Origin of the sequence: Asticcacaulis sp. DW145 (assembly GCF_037101385.1) — a bacterium.
Taxonomy (GTDB): domain Bacteria; phylum Pseudomonadota; class Alphaproteobacteria; order Caulobacterales; family Caulobacteraceae; genus Asticcacaulis; species Asticcacaulis currens.
Genome location: NZ_AP029024.1, coordinates 1372132 through 1389987, shown reverse-complemented (window position 1 = coordinate 1389987; position 17856 = coordinate 1372132). Strand labels below are relative to the sequence as shown.

Here is a 17856-nt window from a genome sequence, read left to right as displayed (position 1 = left end):
GAACCCGGTTGCCAAGCCCGCCCGCTTTCCGATAGTTTTACCGTCATACAGGGAGCACAGTATGACGCAGCGGCGGCAATGGATGATCGGTATGGCGGCACTAATGGGGGCGACGCTCCTGCAAGGCTGTTTTCCCTCCCAACAGAAACCGGCTGAAAACGCCGAGGCTGCCAGGCCCGTGCCTGCCAAGCCCAAGCCGCTCTATCGTGACCTGCCGGTGCCACCGGACAGCGTGCGCGTACTGATCCAGACGACCAAGGGCGATATTGTGGTGGAGCTCGATGGTAAGCACGCGCCCATTTCGACCGCCAACTTTCTGCAATATGTCGATTCCGGCAAGATGACCGACGCCCAGTTCTGGCGCGCCATGAAGTCGGGCAAGGGCGGCTTCATTCAGGTCGAGGCGGCGGGCCATCGCTATCAGCCGATCCCGCACGAACCGACCTCGCAGACCGGCCTGTCTCACACCGACGGTGCGCTGTCCACGGCGCGCTATGCGGTGGGCACGGCCAGCAATCAGTTCACCATCTCCGTCGGCGACATGACCTATATGGACGCCGGGCGTGATCCGGAAGGCGACAATCAGGGCTATGCCGCCTTCGGCAAGGTGGTGTCGGGCATGGACGTGGTGAAGAAAATCCTCAACGGCAAGATCACCAAAAAGAAGATCGAGGGCGGCTGGGATGGGCAGAATCTCGAAAATCCGGTGAAGGTGCTCTCGGCTAAGCGGCTGAATTAGGCGGCGGCGTCCTCGCCGTTTCTTGAGCCTTCCTCCACGCTAAGGGGGTGAAGACTAAAAATCTGTATAAAATATCTCCAATCCGCCTTTATTAACAAAAAGCAACTTGACGCTTTTTTGACGGGGTGATCGTCTCAGCCGTAACGGGGCGGGCGCGATGCGTGGCGTTCCGGAGTATCCTTTCATTCCGGACATCTTTTAAGGAGATACGCCGTGCACAGACGCGACTTTCTGGCCATGACCGGCCTGACGGCGGGCACCCTGCTCGTGCCGTCGCTTTACGGGCGGGCCGTCGCCGCCGAAGCGCTTCAGGAGACGATCGACGTCAAGGTGAAGAAGACTCTGGCCGATGCCGGGCTGAACGCCGCGACGGCCTCCGGCGCCAGCTATTGCGACGTGCGCGTCGGGCGCTATCTGCGTCAGTTCGTCATCACGCGCGAAGACCGCGTCGAGAACGTGGTCAATACCGAGTCGCTGGGTGCCGGTATCCGCGTCATCGCCGACGGCGCCTGGGGCTTTGCGGCGACCAACGACCTGACCACCGACGCCGTGGCGAAGGCCGCCAAACAGGCCGTCGCCATCGCCAAGGCCAATGCCAAGATCCAGACCGTTCCGGTCAAGCTGGCCCCCGTCAAGGGCGTTGGTGAGGTGTCGTGGAAGACGCCGATCAAGAAAAACAGCATGGACGTGCCGATCAAGGAAAAGGCCGACCGCCTGATCGACGTCAATACCGCCGCGCTGAAGGCCGGGGCCGACTACGTCAATTCGATGATGTTCCTCGTCAACGAGCAGAAGTATTTTGCCTCGACCGACGGCTCCTACATTGATCAGGACGTGCACCGCATCTGGGTGCCGATGACGGTCACCGCCATTGACAAGCAATCGGGCAAGTTCCGCACGCGCGATGGCCTGTCGGCACCGATGGGTCTGGGCTATGAATATCTGGATGGCGAAGCCAAACACAAGTTCACCGATCCGGCGGGCGTCACCGGCTATGGCCTCAGCTATGATATGAAGGAAGACGCCATCGCCGCCGCCAAACACGCGCGCGAAAAGCTGAAGGCCCCTTCGGTCAAGCCGGGCAAGTACGATCTGGTGCTCGACCCCAGCCACCTGTGGCTGACCATCCACGAATCGGTGGGGCACCCGACCGAGCTTGACCGCGTTCTGGGCTACGAAGCCAATTACGCCGGCACTTCGTTCGCCACGCTGGACAAGCGCGAAGCGAAGTTCCAGTACGGCTCGGAAAACGTCAATATCGTTGCCGACAAGACGCAGTTCGGCTCACTGGGCTTCGTCGGTTACGACGACGAAGGCGTCAAGACGAAGAAGTGGGACATCATCCGCGACGGCAAGCTGGTCGATTATCAGGCCATCCGCGATCAGGCCCATATTCTGGGCAAGACGGAATCGGACGGCTGCTGCTACGCCGACTCGTGGTCGTCGGTGCAGTTCCAGCGTATGGCCAATATCTCGCTGGAGCCGGGCAAAAAGAAGCTCAGCGTCGCCGACATGATCAAGGGCGTCGAAAACGGCATCTACATTGTGGGCGATGGCTCCTTCTCGATCGACCAGCAGCGCTACAATGCGCAGTTCGGCGGACAGCTCTTCTATGAGATCAAGAACGGCAAGATCACCCAGATGATCGAGGACGTGGCCTATCAGATCCGCACGCCGGAATTCTGGAACGCCTGTTCAGCGGTCTGCGACGAAAGCGACTATCGTCTGGGCGGCTCCTTCTTCGATGGCAAGGGGCAGCCGGGTCAGGTGTCGGCGGTGTCGCACGGTTCCTCCACCAGCCGTTTCAACGGCATCAACGTCATTAACACCGCGCGTTCGCTCGGTTAATCGGCCGATTGGGAGATTACAGATATGGGCATCCTTACCGAAGCCGAAGCCAAGGCCATTCTCGACAAGGTCATCAAGCTGTCGAAGGCCGACGAATGCACCGCCACCCTGTCGGGGGCCATCAACGGCAATATCCGCTTTGCGCTGAACAATGTCTCGACCAGCGGCGTCGTGACCAATACCGAGCTGGGGGTTCAGGTGGCCTTCGGCAAGCGCGTCGGCATCGCCACCATCAACGCCTTTGACGACGCCTCTCTGGAGCGGGTGGTGCGCCGGGCCGAGGATCTGGCCAAACTGGCGCCGGAAAACCCGGAATTCATGCCGGCCGTAGGCAAGCAGACCTACACGCCGACCAACACCTTCAGCGAAGCGACCGCCGCCATCACGCCGGCGCAGCGCGCCGAAGTGGCCGCCAAGTCGATCACCCCGTGCAAGCAGGCCAAGCTGATCGCTGCGGGCTTCCTGTCGGACGGTCAGGGCTTCTCGGCCTTTGCCAATTCCAACGGTAATTTCGGGTATCAGAAGGCCACCTCGGTGGACTATACCTGCACGGTGCGCACCGAAGATGGTCGCGGTTCGGGCTGGGTGGCGCGCAACCTTCAGAACGTCGCCGACTTCAAGCCGGACACAGAAATCCAGATCGCCATGAAGAAGGCCGCCGACTCCGCCGACGCCAAGGCGCTGGAGCCCGGCAAATATACGGTCATTCTGGAACCGGCGGCCTCGGCGGGCCTGATCTCGTTCATGATGAACTATTTTGACGCGCGCTCGGCCGACGAAGGCCGCAGCTTCCTGTCGAAAAAGGGCGGCGGCAACAAGCTGGGGGAACAGGTCTATGACCCGCGCGTCACCGTCTATGCCGACCCGTCGCACCCGGACGCCGCCGTACTGCCGTGGGACGGCGAAGGTCTGCCGCGCAAGCGTCTGCCCATCATCGAAAAGGGCAAGGTGGCCAGCCTGCAATATTCCCGCTACTGGGCGCAAAAGCAGGGCAAGACCGCCGACGCCTCGCCCGGCAACCTGATCATGGAAGGTGGCTCGAAATCGACCATGGACCTCGTGCGTTCGACGCAAAAAGGGATTTTGGTCACCCGCACCTGGTATATCCGCATGGTCGATCCGCAAACCGTGCTGCTGACGGGTCTGACGCGCGACGGCACCTTCTATATCGAAAACGGCCAGATCAAGTATCCGATCAAGAACTTCCGCTTTAACGAGTCGCCGGTCATAATGCTCAACAATATCGAAGAGCTGGGCAAGCCGGTACGTGTCGGCGACGATGAATCGCCGTTCGTGATGATGATCCCGCCGATGAAGCTGCGTGACTTTACCTTCACGTCCTTGTCGGATGCGGTGTAGTTGCAAACATCCCCTCTCCCTTGAGGGAGAGGGTGGCGCAACGCGCCGGGTGAGGGGGAGGTCAAAAGACTCGGTATGCCGTCTGTGACTCCCCCCTCACCCCAGCCCTCTCCCTCAAGGGAGAGGGGGCTGAATCGTGCAGCGTTTCTGTCTCTGCTTGCCGGGGGGCTGGCGGCGGCGCTGGTACGTCCGGCGCGGGCGGCCAGCTATGATTTCTGGTTCACGCGCCTGAAATACGCCTCCGGTGACTGGGACGTCGATCAGCGGATGCCGGCCAATCTGATCACCTCCCTGATCGACTACACGACCCTGCGCGTTGATCCGAAGGAGCACGTGATCGACCTGTCCGATCCGAAGATGCTCAGCGCACCCTTCTGCTACATGGCCGGGCACAAGCTGGTCGATTTCAGCCCGGCAGAGCGGCGCAATTTCGAGACCTATGTCAGAAATGGCGGGTTTGTCTTTGTCGATGACTGCAATCACGACATTGACGGCCTGTTCGCCAAGTCGTTCGAGCGGCAGATGGCGACGATCTTCGGTCCACAGGCGCTGAAAAAACTACCCAATACGCACGCCATTTATAAGAGCTTTTTCCAGTTCGACGGCCCACCCAATACCTCGTTTGAGTTGAACGGCTGGGGCGACGATCTGGTTCACGACTATCTGAAGGGCATAGAGATCAATGGCCGTCTGGGCGTCCTCTATTCCAACAAGGACTATGGCTGCGAGTGGGATTACGACTGGCGCAACAAGCGCTTTCTGGCCGAAGACAATACCAAATTCGGCGTCAATATTGTCATCTACGCTTTGTCGAGTTGAGACATCAGACGGCCTTCGCCTCCGGGGCCGGATTATGGGGATTATGATATGTCGATCAGTGAAACCGAGATCAGGGAAAGGCTGGCCCGCCTCGGCCACCTGCGTCAGGCCATCGCTCAGGCCATTGTCGGTCAGGCCGATGTGGTCGAGCAGCTGCTGATCGGGCTTCTGGCCGGCGGGCATTGCCTGCTGGAAGGTGTGCCGGGGCTGGGCAAGACGCTGCTGGTGCGCTCCCTAGGGCAGGCGCTGGAGCTGCAATTCCGCCGCGTGCAGTTCACTCCCGACCTGATGCCCAGCGATATTCTGGGGACCGAGCTTCTGGAAGAGGATCACGGGACCGGCCACCGCCATTTCCGTTTCCAGCCGGGGCCGGTCTTTACCCACCTGCTGCTGGCCGACGAACTGAACCGCACGCCGCCCAAGACGCAGGCCGCCCTGCTGGAGGCCATGCAGGAGCGCACCGTGTCCTACGCCGGGGTGACGCACACCCTGCCGTCGCCCTTTTTCGTGCTGGCGACGCAGAACCCGCTGGAGCAGGCCGGGACCTATCCGCTGCCCGAAGCGCAACTCGACCGCTTTCTACTGCATATCCGCGTCGATTACCCCACGGAATCCGAAGAACACGATATCCTGCGCCAGACGACGGGTGCGGGCGGCGGGGCCGTGCCCAAGGTGATGGGGGCCGAGGACGTGCTGGTGCTGCAAAAGCTGGTGCGTGATGTGCATGTGGGCGAAGACCTGCTGCGCTGGATCACGCGGCTGGTGCGCGCCACGCGGCCGGGTGAGGCCGCCCCGCAGGCCGTCAACACCTATATCAAATGGGGGGCGGGGCCGCGCGCCGGGCAATCTCTGGTGCTGGCGGCCAAGGCGCGCGCCCTGTTGCAGGGGCGACTGGCGGCGACGCGCGACGACGTGATGGCGCTGGCGGCCCCCGTCATGCGCCACCGCCTGCTGATGTCGTTTGCCGCTGAGGCCGAGGGCGTGGCCCCCGATACGGTCGTGGCCGCTATTCTGAGCGCCGTAAAGCTCTGAACGCATGGTGTACGACCCGATCCCTCCTGAGGTGCGCCACAGGCTGAAAGGCCTGCGCCTGTTCGCGCGCCGCGCGTCCGGGGCGTCGGGGATCGGGCTGCACGCGTCGCGTTCACGCGGCGCAGGGCTGGAGTTTGCGCAGTACCGTGCCTATGAGCCGGGCGACGAACTGCGTCAGATCGACTGGAAGCTCTATGCGCGCTCGGACAAGTTTTTCGTGCGTGAATCCGAGCGTGAAAGCCCGCTGCGGGTGTGGACCGTGCTCGACCTGTCGGCCTCGATGGGGCAATCCGACGGAGCATTTCCAGAAAAAGTAGGTACCGGTTTTTCGCCCGGAAATGCGACCACTCAAAAAGCCCTCAAGCCCGGTTGGAGCCGCCTTGAGGCCGCCAAGGCCATGGCGGCCTGCGTCGGCGAACTGGCCCTGCGTCAGGGGGACGCCTTCGGCCTGATCACCCTCAGCGATCGCGGCGTGGCGGTGGTCGAGGCCGCGGCGGGGCTTAAGGCGCGCGACCGTCTGCGGCTGGAGTTGTTCAAATTGAAGACCGAGGGCGGGTTTCCGTCACTGGCGCAGTTGTCGCCGGTGTGGGGTCGCATCCGCGCGCAGGACATGGTCATGGTGTTCAGCGACGGCTTTGATGAGGCCTGCACTGAGCTGATGACGCGCCTGTCGGCGGCCGGGCGCGACGTGCTGATGGTGCAGACCCTGACGGCCGAGGAGCGCGATTTTCCGTTTCAGGGCGGCTATCGTTTCGATGATCCCGAAGGCGGGGCCGAGGTGCTGGGTGACGGCAAGGCCCTGCGCACTGATTTCCTCAAGCGCTTTGCCGCCGCCCGTCAGGCCTTTGAGGCGCGGCTGTTCGCGGCGGGGGTGCGGCACACGCCCTACTGGCTGGATGAGCCGGTGGATGCGCCGCTGTGGCGACTCTTTGGCCAAAAGCCATCAGGAAAGGAGACGGCCTGATGCCCGCCCTCCTGTTCCCGTTAGGTCTGGCGGCCCTGCTGGCCGTGGTCGTGCCGCTGGTCATCCACCTGATGCGGCGCGACGAGCTGCGTCCGGTGGTCTTCGCCGCCCTGCGCTGGCTCGATCCGCGCCCCAAACCGCGCCAGCGTATCCGGTTCAGCGAATGGCCGCTGCTGTGGGTGCGGCTGTTGCTGATCGCCGTGCTGGGCCTGCTGCTGGCGCGGCCCGTTCTGACCGCACCGCTCAGCGACAAACCCTATGTGGCTGTGGTGCCGGGGGCTGATCCAAAGGCGGCGCAGCAGGCGGCAAGGGAAGACGCCGAGGCGCATTGGCTGACGGCGGGTTTTCCACGCTTAAGCGACACGCCGGGAGCAGTGGGCGAGGTGAGCAGTCGTCTGCGGCAGCTCGATGCGCAATTGCCGCAAGGGGTAAAGCTGACCGTCGTGGTGCCGCAAACCCTTCAAGGGGTGGATGCTGAGCGCCCGATCCTCAGCCGCACGGTCGATTGGCGCATCGTGGCCGGGGCCATGCCCGCCGCTCAGTCCATGACGACGAAACTGCCCGTTCTCAGCCTGCGCTATGCGCCGGACCGCGCCGCCGATGTGCGGTGGTTCCGCGCTGTCTCCGCCGCCTGGCAGACGCCGTTCGAAGCCGCCGGGGCGGATGCCGCCCTGCCGCCAAAGGATCGGGTTTTGGTGTGGCTGGGCAGCGGTAACGTCCCGTCTGCCGTCAGGGAGCGCGTGAAATCCGGCGGAACGGTCCTCGTGGGGGCGCAGACGGTCTGGCCTGCGTCACCGCAGCGCCGCGTCGTGTGGCGCGATGCCACCGGCGCACCTTTGATGGAGGCCCAGGGCGAGGGGCGGGGGCAGTGGCTGCGCCTGACGCGGCCCCTCGGTCCGGCGGTTTTTACGGAATTGCTGGAGCCGACCTTTCCGGATCAACTGGCTGCCGTTCTCAGTCCGAACCCATCACCGGCGCGTGTCGAGGCGCGCGATTTGATCCCGGTCGTGGGGCGCTCTATTTTCACCCGCCCGTCTGAGGACCTGACGCCGTGGCTGGCCCTGCTGGTGGCGGTCTTGTTCGGGGTTGAGCGCCTGCTGGCCACTGCCGCCCGCCGGAGGGCCGCGCCATGACGCCTCAGCGCTTTACCGGCCCGGCGCGTTTGCGCAGCCTGTTGAACGACGGGCTGACGGCCCTGCCGCTGATCGTCGCTATGGCCTTTGCGGGTTGGGCCGTGGGCGCAAAGGCGGGGCTTTTGATGGCCCTGTGCCTCGGCCTGTTCGTGGCCTTCGGGCTGGCTTTGTGGCGATTGCGGCGCTTTGACCGCGCCTGGGTGATTGCGGCGCTCAATGCTCACCGTGCCGAGATGGAAGACAGTGCCGATCTGTTGTTTGCGCGCGCCGAAAACCTCAACCCCTTGCAGATCCTGCAACGGCAACGCCTGATCGAGCGCCTGCCGTCTCCGGCGGTGCTGACACCCCCGTGGCGCTGGAAGCCGGTTGGCTTGGCACTTGCGGCGGGGTTGGGGATAGCGGTGCTGACGGCGGCGTTTATCTGGTGGCCGCATCCGCACTCGACCGCCGCTGGTTCCGGTATGACGGCCATTGGCGCGCCCAAACTGATCTCCACCGAGGTCGCTGTCACTCCGCCCGCCTATGCGCGGCAGGCGGCACACCGCGAAACGACCCTCGATCTCAAAGTGCCGCAAAACACCCGGCTGACTTGGCGGCTGCGTTTTGCGCCGGACGCCACCAACGTGCGGCTGGTCTTCCATGATGGTCAGAGCGTGGCCCTGCGCCGCGACGGCAACGGATGGACCGCTACCCTGAGCGCCGACCGCTCGCGCCTCTATCGCCTAGCCGCCGACGGCCTGCCGGCGCAACCGCTGCATCGGCTGGAAGTCACCCCGGATGCGCCGCCAAAGGTCGAGGCCGTCCTTCCCGACCGCGCCCTGACCCTCGTTACGCCGGGTCAGACCCAGTGGCCGCTGGTCTTTGCCGCCAGTGACGATTACGGCGTCGCGCCCACCGCCGAACTGCGCATCATTCAGGCGCAGGGGCAGGGCGAAAACATCACCTTCCGCGAGCGGACGATGACCTTGAGCGGCACTGGCGGCGCGACCGATAAGCGCTTTGCGACGCGGCTCGACCTCAAATCACTGGGCTTCGCCGTGGGCGATGACCTGATCGTGCAGTTGACCGTGCATGACAATCGCACCCCCGCACCGCAGGAGGTGCGCTCGCCCAGCCTGATCCTGCGCTGGCCGTCCGATCTGGGGGCCGAAAGCACGGGGCTGGAGGCGCTGGCGCGTAAAACCCTGCCGGCCTATTTCCGCAGCCAGAGGCAGATCATTATCGACATCGAAGCCCTGCTGAAGGAGAAGTCGCGCCTGAAACCCGATACCTTCCTCAGCCGTTCGGACGCCATTGGCGTCGATCAGCGCCTGCTGCGCCTGCGTTATGGGCAGTTTCTGGGCGAAGAGGCCGAGGGCGAACGCGAAGCCCCGCCGGGTCAGGAGGGGGCGCACGGCGATGAGCACAGCGCCGGGGACGGTCATGATCATGGCGAGTCAAAGGGCAATGCCGCACCGGTGTTTGGTGACGGCGGCAACGTCACCGCGGAGTATGGCCATACGCACGACGAGCCCGAAGCGGCGACCCTGCTCGATCCGGAAACGCGCGCCACGCTGAAAAAGGCGCTGGATGAGATGTGGCAGTCGGAACTGCATTTGCGACAGGGGAACCCGCAAACCGCGCTGCCGCACGCCTACAAGGCGTTGGGCTATATCAAGGAGGTGCAGCAGGCGACGCGCATCTTCCTGTCGCGCGTCGGGCCGGAACTGCCGCCAATCGACAACAACCGCCGCATGACGGGCAAGCGTGAGGGCATTGCGCCCGTGCCCTTGGCGGTGACGGCGGCCCCGTCACCGGATGCCCCCGTCGTGGCCCTGTGGACGGCACTGGCCGAGACATCGGGAGCGAAGGCCAATCTGCCACTGGCGGCGCTCGATGGCTGGCTGCGCGCCAATGAAGGCCGGGTTAGCGACCCGCTGTCGCTGCTGGCGGCGGTCGAGGCGGTGCGCGCCGATCCCGGCTGTACCTCGTGCCGTCAGACGCTGCGGGGGCAGTTATGGCGCGTCCTGACCCGCCCGCCTGCGGGTGTCGTGCGCCGCCCGGCGGTGACGGCGTCCGGTGGCCGGTATCTGGATGCCCTGGAGCGACCGAGATGACCCCGTCTGTGATCGTGGCTCTTATGCTTCTGGCCGCCGTGGTTTTATCCACGGCACGGCTGGGTCTGTGGTGGCGAAAGGCCGAGGCGGCCGAACGCTCCCTGCCGCGGCTTGTGATCCTTCTGGCCCTGACGCCGGTGTCGGCGCTGTTGCTGTATCTGATCCTGTTCCCGCCGCGTCTGGCCGCCGCCCCCGGCACGCTGATCGTTGCCACGCGCGGGGCGCAGGCGGTCGATGCGCAGGCGGGCGACCGCGTCGTCGCCCTGCCGGAAGCCAATGTGCCGGGGGCTGAGCGCGTGCCCGATCTGGCCACGGCGTTGCGTCTCCACCCCGAAGCGACGCGTCTGACCGTGGTGGGCGACGGCCTGACGCCACGCGACCGCGCGGCGGTCGAAGGGCGAGCCCTGCGTTTTGTGCCGTCAGCCCTGCCGCGCGGCGTGGTGCGGCTCGATACGCCGGAGCGGGTGGCCCCCGGTGGCGCGTTTCAGATCGGCGTGACGGTCAATGGGGTGAAGGGGGGCATGGTCGAGCTGCTCGATCCGGCGGGCGCGGTGGTCGATACCCAGACACCGGATGCCAGCGGTCTGGCCGTCCTCGCGGGCACGGCCAAGGCGGCAGGGCCGGTGTCTTTCACTGTGCGGGTGCGCGATTTCACAAAAGCCGTGGTGGAAACCGCCGAAGCGCCGGTGTGGGTCGATGAGGCGCTGACGGCGCGGGTGCGGGTGATTGGCGGCGCGCCGGGGCCGGAGATCAAATATCTGCGCCGCTGGGCCGCCGATGCCGGTATCGACATGCAGGCGCAATTCGCTCTGGGCGGCGGTGTAGCGGCGGGCGATGCGCCGCAGCCCCTGACGGCCGCCACGCTGAGCCAGGCCGACCTGCTGGTCATAGATGAACGTGGCTGGGAAGGTTTGGGCGACAGTGGCCGCGCCGCCGTGGTCAGCGCTGTGCGCGGCGGTATGGGCCTGTTGCTGCGGCCCACAGCCCTGCCGTCGGAAGCGACGAGCGCCCAGTGGGCCGCGCTTGGCCTGCGGCTCAGCGGCACCGGTGATCCGGTGACGGTCTCCCTGCCTGTAGCGGCGGGCAGCAAGGACAAGGCTCCCACCGTGACGCGACTCAACCTGCGCCTCGACAGCGCCGATGCGGTGCCTCTGGCCGTGGACAGCAGCGGGCAGCCTCTGGGCCTGTGGCGGGCCGAAGGGCGTGGGCGGGTGGGCCTGTGGAGCGTAACTGACAGTTTCGCCCTGACCCTCAGCGGTGAGGCCGGTCGGCATCAGGCCCTGTGGAGTGGCCTCTTTTCAACTCTGGTTCGCCGTTCAAATGCCGCCCTGCCGACCGTCACCGCAGGCCGAGTGCATCAGCGCGTCAGCCTGTGCGGCCTGAGCGGTGCGGCCGAGGTGCTCGACCCGCAGGGCGGTGTCAGCCACCCCGTCGTAGATACGGCCACGGGGGAGGCGCGTTGCGCGGCCGTGTGGCCTGCGCAGGCCGGCTGGCATGTGCTGCGCGTGACGACCTCGGATACGGTGCAGGCCGTGCCTTTTTACGTCCTGTCGGACAAGGCCTTGCCGGGCGTACAGGCGCTGGAGGCGCGCGAATCCACTCAGGCTCTGGTGGCTGATGACGCGCGACCGACAGAGACAAAGGGAGAGGGCCGTCGCGGCACCGCCGGGCCGTGGTTCCTCGGCTGGTTGCTGGTCAGCGCGGTCCTGTGGTGGGTGGAGCGCAATCCGATAAAGGGAGTATCCCTTTTCGGAAAAAAGGCGCGACCAACAAAAAGCTGACACGTAAAAGCGGTCCGCAGCCCTGATCTGCATATCAGAGCCATCGACTCATATTTTATCCTTATCTCCATAGCGGCAGAACCAAGGCTCAATGTGAGTAGTGCGCCCGGACAGTTGAACCTCCGGCGGATGGATATATGTCGGACGATCAAACACCCAAGACACAAGCCTCTACCCCGTCAGCCGATGACCGGCAGACCCTGCACGATCTGAACAATATGTTCGGTGCCGCCAAGGGCAGCGTGCAACTGATGCAGATGCGGCATAAGGACGACCTGCAAAGCCTTCGCATCACCGACATGGCCCTGCAAAGCCTTGAAAACGCGCAGACCTATGTCTTGCAAAAGCTGGTCCGCACCGATGTGCGCGACACCTCAGGCGGCATTTCGGACTCGCCGGAACGTCTGGCGGCGCGCCACGGCGTTGTGGAGTCGAACGACCGTCACGACCTGTTTTTTGCCGCGATCGAAATGACGCGGATGCCGATGATCGTCACCGATCCCAACCGGCCCGACAACCCCATTGTCTTTGCCAATCAGGCCTTCCTCAACACCACGGGCTATCAGATGGAAGAGGTCCTGGGGCGCAACTGTCGCTTCCTGCAGGGCGAGGGGACCGATCCCCAAATGATCGCCAACCTCAGCCGTGCCATCCGCGACCGCACCGATATTGCGGTGGAAATCCAGAACTTCCGCAAAGACGGCACGGCCTTCTGGAACGCCCTCTTTGTCAGTCCGATCTTCGACCGCGACGGCAAGCTGCTCTATTTCTTCGGCTCGCAGTTGGATGTCACGCGGCGGCGGGAGGCCGAGATGGCGCTGCGCCGGGCGCAGAAGATGGAGGCCATCGGTCAGCTCACCGGCGGTATTGCCCACGATTTCAACAACCTGCTCCAGGTGATCATCGGCAATCTTCAGATGGCGCGCACCGTTACCGAGCAGCCGGACAAGCTCAATCGCTACCACGAGGCGGTGATGCAGGCGGCTCAGAAGGCGCGCGTCCTGACGCAGCAATTGCTGGCCTTTTCGCGCAAGCAACCGCTGGAGGCGCGCATCGTCAATCTCAACCGCGTGGTGTCTGACCTCAACGACCTTTTGTCGCGCACCCTGGGCAGCTTTATCGAGATAGAGCTTGATCTCGACCCTGATCTGGCCAATGCCCGCATCGACACCGTGCAGCTTGAAATGGCGCTGATCAATATTCTCGCCAATGCGCGCGACGCCATGCCGGAAGGCGGGCGGGTGACGATTCGCACCGCCAACCGCAGCGGGCCGGAGGGCGAACAGGTCGAACTGTCGGTCAGTGACACCGGCGAAGGGATGCCGCCGGAAGTGCTGAGCCGCATCACCGAGCCCTTTTTTACCACCAAGGAGGTGGGCAAGGGGACGGGGCTGGGGCTGGCCCAGGTCTATGGTTTCGTCAAACAATCCGACGGCGGTTTTGAGGTCGAGAGCACGCCGGGTCAGGGCACGACGGTCCACCTCTATTTCCCTATGGTACAGGGGGCCGACGACAAGGCCCCGGCGCCTGAACGCACCTCTCAGACGCGGGGTAAGGGCGAGCGAGTCCTGCTGGTTGAAGACAATCGCGAGGTGCGCGAACTGGCCTGTGCGATACTGGAGGCCGATGGCTATGAGGTCGTGGCGCGTGAAAACGCTTCGGCGGCGCTCGACTATCTCAAAGGGCCGGACGGGGTGGACCTTCTGTTCACCGACATTGTCATGCCGGGCAAGATGAACGGCGTCGCCCTCGCCAAGGAGGCGCGGCAACTGTTTTCCGACCTGCCGATCCTGATTACCACGGGCTTTGCCGACGATGTGCACGGCCACACCAATGCGCGTGAGTTTGAAACCATCTACAAACCCTACATGCCCGACGAACTGTCCACGCGGGTGCGCGGTGTGCTGAACCGCAAGGATGATCACGGAGCCTGACCGGCTCTTTTCGGAGTGTGGCCCGAATGTCGCATTGTCTGTAAGCGCTTACATGATGAATTGACAGCGCTGTTGTAAGCGCTTACAGAACGCAAAACGGCGATGTAAGCGCTTACATAACAGGCAACAGGGTTTCGGTTCTTATGGCAGCAGGCGTAACGCTCAATGACGTGGCCAAGGCGGCGGGGGTGTCCATCGCGTCGGCATCGCGCGCCATCAACGGCCTCGACAACGTCACCGAAGAGGTGCGTGAGCGCGTACTGGAGGCTGCCGGCAAGCTGAAATACGTGCCGCATGGCGCGGCGCGGGCTCTGGCCATGAGCCGCACCAATACCATCGGCGTCATCCTGCCCGATATTTATGGCGAGTTCTTCTCGGAGATCATTCGCGGTATTGACGTTGCCGCACGCGCCAGCGGTCTGCATATTCTGGTGTCCGGGTCGCACGGCGACGTAAAGGAGGCCGTCAAGGCGGCGCGCGCCATGGCCGGTCGCGTCGATGGCCTGCTGGTCATGGCCCCCTATGCCGATGCCGACGACCTGTCCGGCAAGCTGCCGTTCAACCTGCCGCTGGTCATGATGGGCGGGGTGGGCGGTCAGGCCGACCTGCCGAGCCTTGTCGTTGACAACTATTCCGGCGCGCTGGAGGCCGTGCGCCACCTGCGTGAACAGAGCTGCCGCCGCATCGCGCACATTGCGGGCCCTGAGAGCAATCTGGAGGCGCAGGACCGTCTGCGCGGCTATCTCGATGGGCTGAAAGAGGCCGATCTGTCGCCGCAAGTGCTGCCTGGCGACTTCACCGACGCGGCGGGTTATGCGGCCGTGCAGACCCTTCTGGCGCAGGAACAGATGCCCGACGGCCTGTTTGCCGCCAATGACATGATGGCGCTGGGGGCGACCCTGGGCCTGCGTGAGGCGGGCGTGTCGATTCCGGACGACATCGCCATCATCGGTTTCGACGACATTCCGGTGACGCGCTACGCCTCGCCGCCCATCTCCACCCTGCGCGCCGGCGTCTTCGATATAGGGCGGCGCAGCCTCGAACTTTTGTCCGTGCTGATCGAACGGGGCTCTGCCGAGGCCTCGACCTCGGCCGCCAGCCTGATCGTGCGGCCTGAACTGGTGGTGCGAGCGTCCAGCCGCCGCCGTTAAAGCGTTTCTGCAAACGCTGTAAGTATCGCGTTTTATACAAATAAAACAGTCCTTTGGGAGAACAGGATATGCTTCATATGTCTCGTGCACGAGGTCTGAGCCTCGGGGTTTCGGGCGTCGCTCTGGCGGCCGCCCTCGTGATGGCGGCCCCGGTCTTTGCCGCGGAATCCGATGCCACGCTTCAGGGCCGCGTCTCGGCGGCTCCGGCGGGGACGGTGGTCACCGCGACCGATGCCAATACGGGTGCCAAGGCGACCGCTACGGTGCGTGCCGATGGCCGCTATGTGATCGTTGGTCTGCGTCCGGGCACCTATACTGTGACCTTCCGCGCGCCGGACGGCACGACGCGCACCGAACAGGCCGTGCTGCCCGTCGGTCAGACGATCGAAGTCGATGCCGACCTCGCCGCTGCTGAAGCGCCGGTGCAGGAAGTCACCGTCGTTGCCTCGCGCCGCAACAATCCGCGTCAGTCGGAAGTCTCCACCTCCATTTCGCGCGCCCAGATCGAAAACCTGCCGCAAAACGGTCGCAACTTCCTCAACTTCGCGGCTCTGGCCCCCGGCGTTGCGGTGTCCACCGACCCGGAGCGCAAAACCTTTCAGGCCGGTGCGGTCAACGCCAACCAGGTCAACGTCTTCATCGACGGTATGAGCCAGAAGAATCAGGTGCTGCAAGGCGGAGTGACGGGTCAGGACGCCTCGCGCGGCAACCCGTTCCCGCAACTGGCCGTGCAGGAGTTCAAGGTTTCGACCCAGAACTTCAAGGCGGAATATGAACAGGCGGGTTCCGCCATCATCACCGCCGTCACCAAGACCGGCGGCACCGAATTCCACGGCACGGTGTTCGGCACGCTCCAGACCAAGAGCATGATCGGTCAGAACTATTATGACACCGGCCCCAAACAGGATTTCGAAAACAAGGAATACGGCTTCGACATCGGCGGCCCGATCATCAAGAACAAGCTGCACTTCTACATGTCCTACGAAGGCCGCAAGGACGCGCGCCCGTCGGATTCGGTGGATATGCGCAACAATGGCAGCTTGAATACCCTGAACCCGACCCTCGTTACGGCTCTGTCTAATGCCTATAACGGCAGCTATGCCAAGAACTTCCAGCAGGATATGGTGTTCGGTAAGCTGACCTGGTTTGCCGATGACAACAATACGGTTGATCTGACGGTCACCAACCGTAAGGAAGACGATGTTCGCAACTTCGGCGGTCTGACGGCCTATGAGCGCGGTTCAACACTCAATCAGGAAATCAAGGCCGTTGGTGTCAAATGGCGTCACCGGGCGGGCAATCTGCTCAATGACATGCAACTGAATTATCAGGATGCGCAATGGCGTCAGGCACCGCTGTCCACCAACCCGGCTATCACGCTGATCAATGGGCAAAATATCAATAACCAACTCGCCTTCTTCGGCGGTACGCCCTATTCACAGGTCAAGGCACAGGAAAGCGTTACCCTGCGCAATGACCTGACTCTGACCGGTATCGAATGGTACGGCACACACGTGATCAAGGGTGGCTTCAAGCTGGCGAACTATAAGTACACGGCTGAAGAAAACGATCGCAGTCGGAGCCCTGAGTATTTTTATGATGCGGCGACACACGTTTATGGCGGAACCAATACGCCCGTAGCCGTGAAAATCGCCGATGGTGATCCGCGGATCACGTCTAACAATATGCAGTTTGGGGCCTATATTCAGGACGACTGGACCTTCGACGATCACTGGACCTTCAATCTGGGCGTGCGTTGGGACTACGAGTCCAACATGCTCAATAACGAATATACGACGCCTGCCGATATTGCGACGGTCATGCGCAACACGGCGGGCTTCAACAAGGCGTTCAACCCTAATGACTTCATTTCAACGGGGTCGAACCGCAAGGGCTTCAAGGGCGCTATCCAACCGCGTATCGGCTTTGCCTATGATGTAAATGCTGACCGTGATCTGGTCATTTTCGGCGGCTATGGTCGCTATTATGACCGGACTATCTACGATACGGCGCAACTGGAAACCCGTCGTGCCCAGATACACGTGGCCACCATCTATTTCCCGCAGGTTGCCGGGCAGGCTAACACAGCGAACTGGAATGCCAGTTATTTCGGCAATCCGACGGCTCTGGTGGCGCTCGCCAAGTCTTTGGGCCTGAAGGGCGAAGTGTTCGCGCTGAACAACGACGCCAAGGTGCCCTATTCGGATCAGTTCAATCTGGGTGTCCGCAAGCGTTTCGGCGAGATTTCGACCTCGGCCACCTTGTCCTACATCAAGTATCAGAACCTGTTTAACTGGGTGCTTGGTAACCGTCTGCCGGACGGCAGCTGGTGTCAGTACGGCCCGCAATATGCCTGCCAGCCGTGGGGTAATGGCCTGCCGGGCTATGGCAGCCTGATTATCTCGACCAATGAGCGTCAGGCGCGTTACAAGGCCCTGTATCTCACCGCCGAGAAGCCGTGGACGCCGGCGTCAAAATACGGCTTCAGCACCACCCTGACCCTGACTGACGCCGAAATGACCGGTCATAACGACCCGTTCATCTTCGACTATGCCAGCCCGTCGGCCACCGGCTGGCACAAGGCGGAAGGCGTCGATAAGTGGCGCTTCGTCGGTTCGGGCATCCTGTCGGGGCCGTGGGACACCCGCGTCTCGGCCATTGTGACGCTGGCTTCGGGTACGCCCTATGGCCGTGTGCTCGATACCGCTCCAGCGCTTCAGATTCAGGAAGGGTACTTCTGGCCGGGCAAGACCTTCAAGCAGGTCGATCTGCGCGTCTCCAAGGACTTCAAGCTGTGGAACGGTCAGACGGTCACCGCCGACGCGCAGGTCTATAACCTGTTCGACACGTGGAACCGCGCCTATTCGCAATGGACCGGTGGCTATGACAACGGTACGGGCGCCAAAAAGATCCCGGACCCCAATGCCCAGATCGGTCCGTCGCGCTCCTTCCAGGTCGGCCTGACCTATAAGTGGTAACGCTTCTGGCGCGGTGGTTTCC

General features: G+C 63.4%; 12 protein-coding genes. All 12 read left to right on the top strand.

Annotation, left to right across the window (positions count from 1 at the left end):
• The first annotated feature begins 61 nt into the window (after positions 1–61).
• The 12 genes from AACH73_RS06340 to AACH73_RS06285 all read left to right on the top strand — a co-directional run bounded on the left by AACH73_RS06340 (position 62) and on the right by AACH73_RS06285 (position 17834).
• Positions 62–739 (top strand): peptidylprolyl isomerase, encoded by a 678-nt coding sequence (locus AACH73_RS06340; RefSeq protein WP_338734321.1) that lies wholly within the window; start codon positions 62–64, stop codon positions 737–739.
• A 213-nt stretch (positions 740–952) separates the two neighbouring features.
• On the top strand, positions 953–2587 hold the full coding sequence (locus AACH73_RS06335) for a TldD/PmbA family protein (RefSeq protein ID WP_272742110.1): 1635 nt from the start codon (positions 953–955) through the stop codon (positions 2585–2587).
• Positions 2588–2611: 24 nt separating this feature from the next.
• Positions 2612–3946: a TldD/PmbA family protein gene (locus tag AACH73_RS06330; RefSeq protein WP_272742109.1), complete on the top strand. Its 1335-nt coding sequence runs from the start codon at positions 2612–2614 to the stop codon at positions 3944–3946.
• 75 nt (positions 3947–4021) lie between these two features.
• A complete protein-coding gene (locus tag AACH73_RS06325; RefSeq protein WP_272742108.1) occupies positions 4022–4765 on the top strand; it encodes a DUF4159 domain-containing protein in 744 nt (247 codons plus the stop codon).
• A gap of 48 nt (positions 4766–4813) precedes the next feature.
• A complete protein-coding gene (locus AACH73_RS06320) occupies positions 4814–5797 on the top strand; it encodes a MoxR family ATPase (protein WP_272742107.1) in 984 nt (327 codons plus the stop codon).
• 4 nt (positions 5798–5801) lie between these two features.
• On the top strand, positions 5802–6761 hold the full coding sequence (locus AACH73_RS06315) for a DUF58 domain-containing protein (protein WP_338734320.1): 960 nt from the start codon (positions 5802–5804) through the stop codon (positions 6759–6761).
• Positions 6761–7894 (top strand): BatA domain-containing protein, encoded by a 1134-nt coding sequence (locus AACH73_RS06310; RefSeq protein ID WP_338734319.1) that lies wholly within the window; start codon positions 6761–6763, stop codon positions 7892–7894. The genes AACH73_RS06315 and AACH73_RS06310 overlap by 1 nt, the downstream gene beginning before the upstream one ends.
• Positions 7891–9990 carry a DUF4175 family protein gene (locus AACH73_RS06305; RefSeq protein ID WP_338734318.1) on the top strand — a complete coding sequence of 700 codons (2100 nt, stop codon included), beginning with the start codon at positions 7891–7893 and terminating at the stop codon, positions 9988–9990. Before AACH73_RS06310 ends, AACH73_RS06305 begins: the two co-directional genes overlap by 4 nt.
• Entirely contained in the window at positions 9987–11771 is a 1785-nt protein-coding gene (locus AACH73_RS06300; protein WP_338734317.1) for a hypothetical protein, read from the top strand. Before AACH73_RS06305 ends, AACH73_RS06300 begins: the two co-directional genes overlap by 4 nt.
• A gap of 137 nt (positions 11772–11908) precedes the next feature.
• Entirely contained in the window at positions 11909–13705 is a 1797-nt protein-coding gene (locus tag AACH73_RS06295; RefSeq protein ID WP_272742102.1) for a histidine kinase famiy protein, read from the top strand.
• A 143-nt stretch (positions 13706–13848) separates the two neighbouring features.
• Positions 13849–14856 carry a LacI family DNA-binding transcriptional regulator gene (locus AACH73_RS06290; protein ID WP_272742101.1) on the top strand — a complete coding sequence of 336 codons (1008 nt, stop codon included), beginning with the start codon at positions 13849–13851 and terminating at the stop codon, positions 14854–14856.
• A gap of 77 nt (positions 14857–14933) precedes the next feature.
• Positions 14934–17834, top strand: a complete 2901-nt coding sequence (locus tag AACH73_RS06285; RefSeq protein ID WP_338734316.1) for a TonB-dependent receptor — start codon at positions 14934–14936, stop codon at positions 17832–17834.
• Positions 17835–17856: the final 22 nt, after the last annotated feature.

What these genes read in the sequence shown, in the direction of transcription:
- AACH73_RS06305 (WP_338734318.1), top strand. Translation starts at nt 7,891, where the DNA reads ATGACGCCTCAGCGCTTTACCGGCCCGGCGCGTTTGCGCAGCCTGTTG.
- AACH73_RS06310 (WP_338734319.1), top strand. Translation starts at nt 6,761, where the DNA reads ATGCCCGCCCTCCTGTTCCCGTTAGGTCTGGCGGCCCTGCTGGCCGTG.
- AACH73_RS06290 (WP_272742101.1), top strand. Translation starts at nt 13,849, where the DNA reads ATGGCAGCAGGCGTAACGCTCAATGACGTGGCCAAGGCGGCGGGGGTG.
- AACH73_RS06320 (WP_272742107.1), top strand. Translation starts at nt 4,814, where the DNA reads ATGTCGATCAGTGAAACCGAGATCAGGGAAAGGCTGGCCCGCCTCGGC.
- AACH73_RS06325 (WP_272742108.1), top strand. Translation starts at nt 4,022, where the DNA reads ATGCCGTCTGTGACTCCCCCCTCACCCCAGCCCTCTCCCTCAAGGGAG.
- AACH73_RS06300 (WP_338734317.1), top strand. Translation starts at nt 9,987, where the DNA reads ATGACCCCGTCTGTGATCGTGGCTCTTATGCTTCTGGCCGCCGTGGTT.
- AACH73_RS06285 (WP_338734316.1), top strand. Translation starts at nt 14,934, where the DNA reads ATGTCTCGTGCACGAGGTCTGAGCCTCGGGGTTTCGGGCGTCGCTCTG.
- AACH73_RS06330 (WP_272742109.1), top strand. Translation starts at nt 2,612, where the DNA reads ATGGGCATCCTTACCGAAGCCGAAGCCAAGGCCATTCTCGACAAGGTC.
- AACH73_RS06295 (WP_272742102.1), top strand. Translation starts at nt 11,909, where the DNA reads ATGTCGGACGATCAAACACCCAAGACACAAGCCTCTACCCCGTCAGCC.
- AACH73_RS06340 (WP_338734321.1), top strand. Translation starts at nt 62, where the DNA reads ATGACGCAGCGGCGGCAATGGATGATCGGTATGGCGGCACTAATGGGG.
- AACH73_RS06315 (WP_338734320.1), top strand. Translation starts at nt 5,802, where the DNA reads ATGGTGTACGACCCGATCCCTCCTGAGGTGCGCCACAGGCTGAAAGGC.